Raw genomic sequence first — 12,106 nt, 5'->3', positions numbered from 1 at the left:
TAATTGCAAAAACCATATCTATTCTATGCCTACAATTCATATCACAACCGTAATTCATGCTCCGCTGGAGCGGGTCTTTGACCTGAGCCGGAGCATTACGTTGCATAAGCGCAGTATGGCGCATATGCATGAGGAAGCGATCAGCGGCCGTACCAACGGACTGATAGATCTGGATGAAACGGTAACCTGGCGGGCCAAACACCTGGGTAAGGTGAGGCAGCTGACCACCCGCATTACAGAAATGCGTAAAACAGAGTATTTCTGCGATGAGATGGTGACAGGAGATTTTACCTATATGAAACATGAGCACCATTTTAAGGAAATAGGTAATGGTACTGTAGCAATTGATATCATGGAGTTTGGAACACCTTATGGCTGGCTGGGCAGATTGTTTGAGAAATTTTATCTGCACAAGTATATGACCAACCTGCTGACACTGAGAAACAAAGTGATTAAGGATTATGCGGAGACAGAGAAATGGAGAGTGATATTAGACTAATGATATAATCGGGATGAAGGACCAGGAATTGGGATTGACATGATATGACGATGTTCAGTTCCCGGACCTTCATCCTGTTTTTAAATATGGGCAATGGAACAGCAGAAACCGACTTTAGAAGTATGTTTATCACCGGCATTGTTACACTTGTATGATGTGAAGAACAGTATTGTGGTGATTATTGATGTGTTGAGGGCTACGTCTACGATTTGTACAGTATTATATAACGGCGCCTCCCGGGTGATACCCGTAGCTTCTGTACCTGAATGTGTCAGCATCGGCGAACAACTGGGGGACAGTGCCGTAACAGCCGGTGAAAGGGACGGACGGATTGCGGAAGGTTTGCTGCACGGGAACTCCCCGTTTGAATATCCCCGCGAATTTATACAGGACAAGACACTGGTACTAACCACTACAAATGGTACCAAACTGTTGCATATGGCCAAAGACGCCATCCAGATCATTACAGGCTCATTTCCAAACCTTTCTGCAGTGTGTGACTACCTGGTAGCACAGGGTAAACCGGTTATACTGGGATGTGCCGCCTGGAAAGACCGTGTTAATATGGAAGATACCCTGTTTGCAGGGGCTGTAGTAAGCAGGATCAGGGAGCATTTTACAGTAGACTGTGATTCTGCTATTGCTGCAGAGACATTGTACGAGGTATCAAAAGACAACATCCAAGAGATTATGAAGCAGGCGTCTCATTATAAACGCCTGGCGAAATATGGCCTGGAGAAAGATATTCAGTATTGTCTTACAGCAGATGGTGCCAACGTACTACCTGTTTATAGAAATGGAGAGCTAGTGGCTGCGGAATAACGGCAAGATAATTTCTTTTTATAAAGTGTTTGTTTCTGGAAGTGATACATTGTAGCACTAAGGCTCCTTATGCTCTAGCTTTTTAGGATTTTTCTGCGTACTTTTGTGAATTGCCTTTTCACCAGCTGCTAAATATTTTAGCTTTTAACCCGGTTGGTTTATAAAGCGGGCAATTTGAAACTATGTCGCTGCCCCAGCTACTGAAATATGTATATAATAACGGAACCGATGAGGTGATCCGTAGGGGGAAGCGCATCTTTGCGACCGGAGGTGTGGAGTTGTTAGAAGCTGATCCTATTCTCAAATCGGCCACTTTCAGGGTAAAGAGCGATACCCATGCAAATTATTATCGCGTTTCCATTAACAAATATCATGAGACAGGCATTATGTCTGTCCGTTGCCAGTGTCCCTACAACCTTGGCGATATCTGCCGGCATGAAGCTGCCGCTATGTTCCAGTTGCAGGAAATGCTGGATAAAAATCACTTTGAAAGCTATGATACCCAATATAACCAGCAGCATACGCTGGTAAAAATGAAGTTCATAGACCTGAAATCGCTCAAACTGCTCACTTCCAATGAGATATTTGCAGAAGCTGAGAAAATGGCAAAATCTGCAAAGAGCTTCAAGATCACTGCTGCGAAAGATGAAAAAGTAGAAGCGACCCTTAAATACGAAGGACAGGAATACCCATTGATCATTCAGCGGAACGAAGAGCGTTTCTTTGATACACATTGCACCTGCGATGAAACAGAACATGCTGTGTGTAAGCATAAGACCGCCCTGTTCCTGTACTTGCTGAATAGTCAGGGGCCCTATTATTTTGACACATTGCGTAACTGGGATAAGGAAAAGAACAAACTCCTCTCCTTATACGGTTATTCGCTCGATGATAACCTGGAAGGCAAGTTCACCTTCTCCTATATGGAGGGTAAGCCTTTCCTGCGGGTACTTGATCCAAGTATCAAAAGGGTTGACGGCGCTCTGGCCAGCAGGCAGCCTGCTCCTCCCCCGCCACCAGAGGTATCGGCAGCTATTACTCAGCGCATAGGTGTTGTGTTTAATGCCAATGAACCGCTATATCCATTCTTCCGGATAGACCTGGTAAGCGGTGATGTAAATGAGGAACAGGATGCTTTTGTCTCCCTGGTCAATAAACTGGATCTCTCCAAGTACGTAGACTTTTACCTTTATAAAGAAGCTGACCGTGATCTGATCACTCCTGTCCGCAAGGTGCAGGGCATGGAGGTCAGCAAATTTCTCAGCAAGAACTCTCCTTTTGCAGGCATCTGGGAAAACATTACCCATGATGATAATGAATCGGCCCTGCCTACAGAAACGAAGGAACTGATGCTGGAGTACCTGCATCCGAAACTGGCCAAGTTGTTCCCGCAGATAGCGGCACATGGCCTGTTGTTCCTGTTACCGAACCGGCAGCCATTCAAAACAAAGAACCTGCAGCCTGTTCACCTGGCCGGCGACAGGTTACAGCCTGTCTTCAAAACACACGCCGCTGCTGACGTTATCGAAGTAACCTGCCATGTTCTCATCGAAGGAGAAATGGTCAATGTATCTGATAATGAGTGGGACAGCTCTATACTGTTCCTGAAGAATAACGTGTTGTACCTGTTTGAAAATGCACAGGATGCACTGCATGTAGAATTATTCCGTGAGAATGGACGTATCCGTATTCCCGCTGACCAGTGGGGCACCTATTTGCAGGATTACCTGTTGCCATTGAGTAAGCAATACCAGATACAGTTTGATAACTCATTGCTGGCGGAAGTGGATGATATTCTGCCTGAATGCAGGGTGTTCCTGCGTGAAGTAGGTGAAACTTTCATTATTCAGCCAGGATTTGCTTATCACGGACAGGAAGTCGATTGGAATGATGACGGCAGAATAACGGTGCAGGAAGGGAATAAGGTACTGATCATCCACCGGAACAAAGAAGCAGAACAACAGTTTGTGGATAAACTGAGTACGCTGCATACCAATTTCTCCCAGCCTAATTCAAATAATTACTTCTTCCTGAAGGCCAAAGAGGCGCTGAAGAACAACTGGTTCTTCCTCTTCTTTGATACACTGAAGGAAATGAATGTACGGGTGTTCGGATTTGAGAACCTGAAGAACTTCAAGTTCAGCGCCCATAAGCCGGTTACCAATCTGCAGATCAGTTCTGGTATCGACTGGTTCGATGCACAGATCGAAGTGACCTATGGTGATCAGAAGGTGAGCATCAGGGATATTAAACAGGCGCTGGCAGGTAAACAGAACTATGTGCAACTGGCTGATGGCTCCCTGGGGTTGCTGCCTGAAGAATGGTTGAAAAAATACTCCCTGTTATTCAAGATCGGGGAGGAAAAAGATAAAGGCGCACTGAAGCTGAGTAAATACAATTTCAGTGTGATTGATGAACTGTTTGAGTTCATTGATGACGATGCGATATTACTGGAGCTGGAACAGAAGCGGCGTAAGCTGCTGCAGTTTGACGAGATTCGTAATATTGCCTTGCCGGGTAACCTGCGGGCAACGCTGCGTCCCTACCAGGAAAGCGGTTTCCAGTGGCTGAACTATCTGGATGAAGTGAAGTGGGGAGGTATCCTTGCAGATGATATGGGTCTTGGTAAGACGATCCAGGCACTGACATTTATCCAGCATTACAAGAATAAGAATGATGATAAATGCCTGGCGCTGGTGGTATGTCCTACTACACTGATCTATAACTGGGAAAATGAGATCAAGAAGTTCACGCCTACGATGACCTATCATATTCATCACGGCCCTACCCGTCTGAAAACTGTGGAAGAGCTGCTGAAGTTTGACATCCTGATCACTACCTACGGTACCCTGAGAAGTGATGTACAGACGCTGATGAAGATGGACCTGGACTATGTGGTACTGGATGAGTCCCAGGCAATCAAGAATCCGCAGAGTAAAGTGACCAAAGCGGCGCAGCTACTGAATACCAAAAACAAACTGGCATTGAGTGGTACGCCGATGCAGAATAATACATTTGACATTTATGCCCAGATGAACTTCCTGAATCCGGGTATGCTGGGAAGTGTGGATTTCTTCCGTAATGAATTTGCTACGCCGATAGATAAGTTCCAGGATGAGGAGCGAAAGGATCATCTGCGTAAGCTGATCTATCCGTTCATTCTGCGCCGTACCAAAGAGCAGGTTGCGAAAGAGCTGCCAGAGAAGATCGAAACGGTGATCTTCTGCGAGATGGATGCGGAGCAGCGGCATATCTATGATGCCTACCGGAACTCCTATCGTTCAAAAATATTGGGTGTAATCGAAGATCAGGGTATGGAACGCTCACAGCTGACCATCCTCCAGGGCCTGATGAAACTTCGCCAGATATGCGACTCTCCTGCTATCCTGAATGAGGCGGAACAGTATCCGAACCATTCCGTGAAACTGCATGAGCTGACCCGTGAAATGTCTGAGAACATCAGTAACCATAAGGTGCTGATCTTCTCCCAGTTCCTGGGTATGCTTGGGCTGATCAGGGAGAAGCTGCAGCACATGAAGATACCGTTCGAATACTTCGATGGTAGCACATCGGCATCAGAGCGTGAACGCGCAATACAGAACTTCCAGTCCAATGACGATTGCAGGGTATTCCTCATCTCTCTCAAAGCGGGTGGTGTGGGTCTTAACCTGACGGCGGCAGATTATGTGTATATCGTGGACCCATGGTGGAACCCGGCAGTGGAGCAACAGGCCATCGACCGTACTCACCGTATTGGTCAAACGAAGAATATCTTTGCTTACCGTATGATCTGTAAGGATACTGTGGAAGAGAAGATCCTGCAATTGCAGGAGCGTAAGAAATCGCTGGTGAAGGAGATCATTGCCGATGATTCCGGATTTGTGAAGAAGCTCACCAAAGAAGATGTGCTTTACCTGTTCAGTTAATACAAGCTTTATTGATAAAGAGAAGGACGTACCAATCAGCGGTACGTCCTTTTTATTTTAAGAGGATTATAGCAGCTGTGAAAAGAATTTAATGATCAGTATAGGCAATCCAAAGGCGACACCCATTCCGTAGACCAGGTCAAGCCATATCACTGAACCCATGGCCCCCGCATAGATCAAGCCTGTGATCGGAACAGTAATGATCTTCAACCATAGGGGGGTATCTTTCCCGTGCCAGATTGCATCCCACATCACTTTCGCATCTGTCGTACTTGGAAAGGCATGCATGGCGATGGAGAGTGCCAGGTATAATAACAGGAAATCAAAGGGTGAACCATCATTGAACATGAATACAGGTATGGCAGCCGGAAAGGCCAGTGCAAGCGCAAGTATATTGTTGACAATGAAAGGGCCTACGCTAATGAGTAGCTGGTGAATGGGTTTCTTTGCCGGTTCATGTTGTACATATCCTACGGGATCGGCCATCTGGAAGTATTTCACATCAAAGATCGCTACTCCGCAAAGGCGACAGAAGAGCTGATGGGCAAACTCGTGCACTATTACACCCGGAAAGGTGATAAGGGCCATATAAACGCCAGGTATCATCATCTTGTAAGTATTTTAATCCCTGTAGGGAGTTTTATCGGTAATATAATTCTGAAGATCTGACAGCCGGCTACTGTCTTTTTCCGGTAGCTGTTGAAGCCTCGTTAGCATCTGGTTGGATTGCTGTTGCTGATGATTAAAATGGTAAGCCAGGGAAAGCAGAGAAAGCACTTCCGGGGCATCCGGCGCCAGCCGGTATGCTTGTTGGGCGGCAATGAGCGCTTCTTTATCTTTTTTAAGCTTGAGCTGGAAGATCGTATAAGGAACAAGCGCACTTACTGATTCCTGGTTCTGTGCCAGCAGTTCCTCTGAAAGCGTCAATCCTTCTTTATATTTTTTCTGATCTTTCAGGGAGGCCAGTATCAGGTAATATGGCGGCCTGAATTGAGGCGCATCATGTATTGCTTTTTTGCAAAGGCTATCCACGCCACTATAATTATCATGACCAAGATAAATAGAAGCCAGTTCTACTACTGCAGCCAGGTCATAAGGCGCTTTCTGGAGATAGGCTTCCAGTATCGTGCGGCTGGCAGCAGTGTCATGCTCCAGGGCGCTTAGCTGGCTGATTATAGCACTATCCTGGATCTTATAATAGCGATTGTTATCTGTTACTACTGAAAGTTCATCCAGCAACTCGGGATCTTCGGTGTTAGCCTTGGTAGCTATTAACACAGACAGGAGGCTGTCAATCCGGGACAGGTCTTCATTGAAATAGGCAGCAGTGATGAGGTGTATGATAGAGCTGGTATGGCCCGGAAATCTTTGCAGAGTGCTTGTAAAAAGCTTGTTGGCGCTGACATATTTATGCTCTTTTGCAAATTGTACCCCCTTCATATAGCCGACTCCTGCCCTGAAATAAGTAGGTAAACGGAACAGGGCAAGCAATAATATAACGCTCACCCCTAATGCTCCCCAAATAACTTCTCTTTTAACTGGGTACCTGGATAATTCCCGCCGGCAGTCTTTGCAAAGCCGGACCTTATAACCACGTTCATATTTGGGATTGTGGCATTTAGCGCAGCCTGCTGCACGCAGGTTTATGCCATTACTAAATTCTTCCATAGGCTCTAACATATTATACAGTCGAAAGATATGTTTTTAGAACGGTATTAGGAAAGGGCAGCACAGAGATATAAATGGGACCTAATATTTTATAAATATTTTAACCCTTTGTTTTATTCCTATTCCATTAAATTTGCCTAATATTCTTTTTCAAGACTTTATACTTAAACATGAAGAAATTATTCTTTTCGCTGGGACTGATGGCCGCTTCTTTTGGCGTTTTTGCACAGGATGCCAAGAATGCAGTTGCTAATAAAGCTATGGGAGCAGCCTCACATTCCAAGGATTTCTTAGTGATTCAGTTGGGATATGTTGGATTGACTGGTACAGGAGCTGGAGCTATTAATACTGGTTTTAACCGCCAGCTCAATATTGCATTTATGTACGATATTCCTTTGCAGGCAACTAATTTCAGCCTTGCGGCGGGTTTAGGAATAGGGTCTGATCATTACCATCTGAGTAAAATGAGCCTGGACCTAAGAAATGCATCTACTGTTCCGGATTTCCAGAAAACGGATGCTTACAGCAAGTTCAAGCTGGCTGCTACTTACCTGGAATTACCATTGGAGCTGCGCTACCGTCAGGTGCCTGAAAATGCAAACAAAGGTTTTAAGGTAGGTGTGGGTCTGAAAATAGGTAACCTGCTGAATGCACATACCCGCTCAGTGGCTAATGTAAATGGCTCAAAACTGATTGAAAAAGAAGCCAGCAAACGCCTCTTCAATACATGGCGTTTTGCCGGTACTGCAAGAGTGGGTTATGGTAACTTCGCAGTATATGGCACTTATGCTTTGAATAGCATATTCAAGAGCAACGGTACTTATGATGTGAATCCTTACTCCTTCGGATTTATGCTCAGCGGCTTATAATCTGCGGATAAAAAATATTAAAAGCGAAAGGGCGTCTCGTTGAAGAGACGCCCTTTCGCTTTTATAGGTCTGTTATAGCTGTAGCGGCATACAGTGTTAATTACCTTTAAAAACAGGCTTCCGTTTTTCGAGGAAGGCTTGTATTCCCTCGGTATTGTCGGTAGTGTTCCCGGCAATTTCCTGGCAATAAACCTCATAGTCGAGCACTGCGTCCAGGTTTTCTGTCATACCTTTTGTCAGCATTTTTTTCAGCAGGGCAATTGCCTTGGTAGGTGCATCGGCGTAAAAAGAAGCTTCGGACCGTACAGTGGCTTCCAGTTCTTCCGGTTTCACCACCTTATAAACAAAACCGAGTTGCTGGGCTTCTGCTGCCGATAGTTTGGTAGCTTTGGTAGCCAGCTCAAAGGCCCTGTGATATCCTACAGTACGAGGCAGGAAATACGAGGATCCGGAGTCCAGTACCAGGGCTATATTAATGAATATCTCCACCATGGCGGCAGTTTCACTGGCTATAATCATATCGCAGGCCAGGGCGATGGAACAACCGGCTCCTGCCGCAATGCCGTTCAGTTGGCAGATAACGGGTTTGGGCATATTCCTGATAGCCCTGATGATAGGATTATAGCGTTTACGCAGCGATTCACCGAGATCGCGTTTCCCGCCATTCCCATTCAAAGCAGCTTTCAGATCCTGTCCGCTGCTGAAAGCTTTGTTACCGGCGCCGGTCAATACCACTACCCTGACGGAAGCATCTTTTTCTGCCTGTTTAAGGGCATCCTGTAATTCATAACTCAGTGGATCATCAAAAGCATTGTAAACATCAGGGCGATTGAGTGTGATAGTGGCAATGCCTTCACTGATATCTAATAAGAGAGAGGTGAACATAACGTTGGGGAATTTATAGTTGAATGTATTGATCCTGCATTAAGCACCGATACAGGTGCTTAATGCAGGACTATTTCTTATAGTGTTTCTTTCAGCCATTGGAAGAATTCACGTTGCCATACAAGGGCATTCTGCGCTTTCAACACCCAATGATTTTCTTCAGGGAAATACAGCAGTTTGCTTTTGATCCCTTTCAGTTGTGCGAGCTGGAAAGCCTGTAAGCCCTGTTCAATGCCTACACGGAAATCAATACCTCCCTGGATGATCAGGATAGGGGTATTCCATTTATTGGCGTATTCACTTGGATTGAATTCTTTGTGTGCCTTTGCATTAGCAGCATCCCAGTAAGCGCCGATATCCCAGTTGGCGAACCATAGTTCTTCGGTAGTACCATACCAGCTCTTCAGGTCAAAAAGACCATCATGTGCAATGAATGATTTGAAGCGGTTGTTGTGTACACCTGCCAGCATATATACGGAGTAACCACCGTAGCTGGCGCCTACTGCACCCAGGCGATTTTTGTCTACATAAGGTTCCTGGCTTACAGCATCAATAGCGCTGAGGTAATCGCGTATTGGCTGTCCTCCCCAGTCTTTACTGATAGACGCGTTCCATTCTACGCCATGTCCAGGCATACCGCGACGATTAGGCGCAACCACAATGTAACCTTGTGAAGCGATCAGCTGAAAGTTCCAGCGATAGGAATAGAACTGGGAAAGTGCTGCCTGCGGGCCTCCCTGGCAGTATAATAAGGTTGGATATTTTTTAGCAGGATCGAAATCTGGTGGGAATATAACCCAAGCCAGCATTTCTTTGTTGTCTGTAGTTTTGATCCAGCGTTTTTCCACTTTGCACATGCCGGTTTTGTCGTAGGTCTCTTTGTTTACCGTGGTGAGTGGCTGCACAGTACCTTTTGGCAGTTGCACGGTGAAGAGTTCTGCAGCATGGTTCATGTCAGTGCGGGATACTACAAGCGTATTCCCAACCTGTCCGATGATACCATTGATGTCAAAATCGCCTTCTGTTACCTGGCGTATATTCTTCGCGGTGGTAGCTGCGATATCTTTCTGAAAACTAATTTCCAGCAGCTGTTCAGTACCTTTTACGACCGCCAGGAAAAGCAGTTGTTTACCGTCTTTGTTCCAGTAGATGGAAGCAACAGTGCCATCCCAGTCTTTGGTAAGATTGGTACGTTTACCTGTAGCACGGTCCAGTATAATGATATCGTTTTTGTCAGCTTCAAAACCATCTTTCGCCATGCCCAGCCAGGCCAGGTATTTGCCATCAGGACTGAAAGAGGGCGCTACATCGTAGCCGGCAAGTCCTTCTGAAAGGTTTTTGGAAGCGTGTGTTTCCAGGTTGTATTCGTAGATGTCGGTGTTGGTGCTGACAGCATATTCCTTACCGAACTTCTTTTTAGTAACATAGATGATGCTCTTGCTATCAGGGCTCCAGATCATATCTTCCGTACCGCCGAAGGGCATCTGTGGACAGTCGTATAATTCCCCTTCCATAATATCTACAGGTGTACCTATCTGACCATTCTCATAGGTAGCATAAAATACATGCTGGAAGTTGCCGTCTTCCCAGGTATCCCAGTGGCGGTAATTGAGATTGTCGTATATCTGTACATTGGATTTAGGAAGGTCTGGATAATAATCGCTGCCAGCCACTTTTTTCAACTTCACTTCTTTGGAGAACAGGACATGTTTCCCGTCAGGGGAAACGCGGATATTCTGCAATCCACCATCAACATGGGTGATCTGGGTAGCACTGGTACCATCAGCATTGACTTCCCACAGCTGACCTTTATAGGAATACCTGATCTTTTGTCCGTCTACAGCACTGACATCTCCCTCTGCACCGGGTTCCGTGGTGATCTGCTTAGCAGCACCTCCTGCCAGGGGAATGGCGTAGAGGTTCTTTTCGCTTTTATTTTCTGCGATATTATATCGCGAAACGCCATAGATAACTGTTTTCCCGTCTGCTGTAATTGTTTCTCCGCTGACTCTGCCCAATTGCCAGAGCAGCTCAGGCGTCATTTTCTGCTGGGCCACTGCCATAGTTGATATTAAAAGTGATGTTAACAAAATTGATTTATGCATATTAGATTTTGTTTGGACGCTAAATGTAGGTAAAATAGTCAGTTGTAACGTAGGAGCCGGCGGATTACCAGCCATGCCCTGCTGTTTATGGGGCTATGGACTAATTCCATACCTTTGCAGTAAATTATTATAAACTTTGATTGAGAAGAAACAAGTTGTACAACAGGAAGAGAGAGCGGTTATCGTGGGATTGATTCATAAGGAGCAGTCGTCAGAGCGCCAGGTACAGGAATACCTGGATGAGCTGGTGTTCCTGGCGGAGACGGCTGGTGCTACTACTGTGAAGCGGTTTACCCAAAAATTATCCCACCCCGACAGGGCCACTTTTGTAGGAAAGGGCAAGCTGGAGGAGATTAAGGATTTTATTACAGGCAGAAATATCAATCTTGTCATATTTGACGATGAACTGACGGGCTCACAGATAGCCAACATAGAGAAGGTGTTGAATGTGAAGGTGATAGACCGTAGTGACCTGATCCTTGACATTTTCGCCCGCCGTGCCCGTACGGCTCAGGCAAAAGTGCAGGTGGAGCTGGCACAGTATCAGTACATCCTGCCCCGTCTGAAAGGGATGTGGAGTCACCTGGAAAGACAGGGAGGTGGTATCGGTAGCCGTGGTCCGGGTGAAACGGAAATTGAAACTGACCGTCGTATTATCAAGGATAAAATATCCCTGTTGAGGAAACGCCTGGCTGAGATTGACAAACAGTCGCTTACACAGCGTAAGGACCGCGGAGAATACATTCGTGTAGCCCTGGTAGGATATACGAACGTAGGCAAGAGCACCATCATGAACCTGCTGAGTAAGAGTGAAGTATTTGCTGAAAATAAGCTGTTCGCTACATTGGACACTACTACCCGTAAAGTAGTGTTTGACCAGACAGCTTTCCTGCTGAGCGATACGGTAGGGTTTATCCGCAAGTTGCCCCATCACCTGGTTGAGAGTTTCAAGTCCACGTTGGATGAGGTAAGGGAAAGTGATATCCTGCTGCACGTAGTAGACGTTTCCCATCCGCAGTATGAAGACCAGGTAGAAGTGGTAAACCGTACCCTGCAGGAACTGAAGGCATTCGACAAGCCCAGCATCATGATCTTTAACAAGATGGACCTGTATGAGCAGCAGACATTCGACAAATGGCTGGCTGATGATATCAAGCAGGACATCCTGAACCAGCTGAAAGAGAACTGGGAAACCAGGACTCAGGGTAACTGTGTGTTCATATCTGCTTTAGAGCGTAAGAATATTGATGAACTGCGCCAGACTATCATGGATAAAGTTATTACCCTGTACAGGGAGCGTTACCCATACAAGAGCGAGTATTTTTATTAGAC

9 protein-coding genes are annotated in these 12,106 nt (G+C 45.9%); 5 read left to right on the top strand and 4 right to left on the bottom strand.

Going from position 1 to position 12,106, the window contains the following annotated elements; all coding sequences use genetic code 11:
• Nucleotides 1-25 precede the first annotated feature (25 nt).
• The 3 genes from CLV42_RS00755 (at nucleotide 26) to CLV42_RS00745 (ending at nucleotide 5,247) form a co-directional block, all read left to right on the top strand.
• Nucleotides 26-499 carry an SRPBCC family protein gene (locus CLV42_RS00755; RefSeq protein WP_106599994.1) on the top strand — a complete coding sequence of 158 codons (474 nt, stop codon included), beginning with the start codon at nucleotides 26-28 and terminating at the stop codon, nucleotides 497-499.
• Nucleotides 500-592: 93 nt separating this feature from the next.
• Nucleotides 593-1,321 carry a 2-phosphosulfolactate phosphatase gene (locus CLV42_RS00750; protein ID WP_106599993.1) on the top strand — a complete coding sequence of 243 codons (729 nt, stop codon included), beginning with the start codon at nucleotides 593-595 and terminating at the stop codon, nucleotides 1,319-1,321.
• 182 nt (nucleotides 1,322-1,503) lie between these two features.
• Nucleotides 1,504-5,247 carry a DEAD/DEAH box helicase gene (locus tag CLV42_RS00745; RefSeq protein ID WP_106599992.1) on the top strand — a complete coding sequence of 1,248 codons (3,744 nt, stop codon included), beginning with the start codon at nucleotides 1,504-1,506 and terminating at the stop codon, nucleotides 5,245-5,247.
• Between the two features lie 66 nt (nucleotides 5,248-5,313).
• Here CLV42_RS00745 and CLV42_RS00740 read toward each other — a convergent pair whose 3' ends face one another.
• Entirely contained in the window at nucleotides 5,314-5,856 is a 543-nt protein-coding gene (locus CLV42_RS00740) for a metalloprotease family protein (protein WP_106599991.1), read from the bottom strand.
• Nucleotides 5,857-5,868: 12 nt separating this feature from the next.
• Entirely contained in the window at nucleotides 5,869-6,915 is a 1,047-nt protein-coding gene (locus CLV42_RS00735; protein WP_146154288.1) for a tetratricopeptide repeat protein, read from the bottom strand.
• 170 nt (nucleotides 6,916-7,085) lie between these two features.
• Here CLV42_RS00735 and CLV42_RS00730 point away from each other — a divergent pair, with 170 nt between their 5' ends.
• Nucleotides 7,086-7,784, top strand: a complete 699-nt coding sequence (locus CLV42_RS00730; protein WP_106599989.1) for an outer membrane beta-barrel protein — start codon at nucleotides 7,086-7,088, stop codon at nucleotides 7,782-7,784.
• 96 nt (nucleotides 7,785-7,880) lie between these two features.
• Here the strand turns inward: CLV42_RS00730 and CLV42_RS00725 are convergent, their stop codons facing one another.
• Nucleotides 7,881-8,669 (bottom strand): enoyl-CoA hydratase-related protein, encoded by a 789-nt coding sequence (locus CLV42_RS00725; protein ID WP_106599988.1) that lies wholly within the window; start codon nucleotides 8,667-8,669, stop codon nucleotides 7,881-7,883.
• A gap of 77 nt (nucleotides 8,670-8,746) precedes the next feature.
• A complete protein-coding gene (locus CLV42_RS00720) occupies nucleotides 8,747-10,732 on the bottom strand; it encodes a S9 family peptidase (RefSeq protein ID WP_245901390.1) in 1,986 nt (661 codons plus the stop codon).
• A gap of 178 nt (nucleotides 10,733-10,910) precedes the next feature.
• Between CLV42_RS00720 and hflX the strand changes: the two genes are divergently transcribed.
• A complete protein-coding gene (hflX, locus tag CLV42_RS00715) occupies nucleotides 10,911-12,104 on the top strand; it encodes a GTPase HflX (protein ID WP_106599987.1) in 1,194 nt (397 codons plus the stop codon).
• Nucleotides 12,105-12,106: the final 2 nt, after the last annotated feature.

Origin of the sequence: Chitinophaga ginsengisoli, from assembly GCF_003014595.1 — a bacterium.
Lineage (GTDB): Bacteria > Bacteroidota > Bacteroidia > Chitinophagales > Chitinophagaceae > Chitinophaga > Chitinophaga ginsengisoli.
Note: the sequence above shows the minus strand (reverse complement) of the source record. Positions and strands in the feature narration are given on the sequence as shown.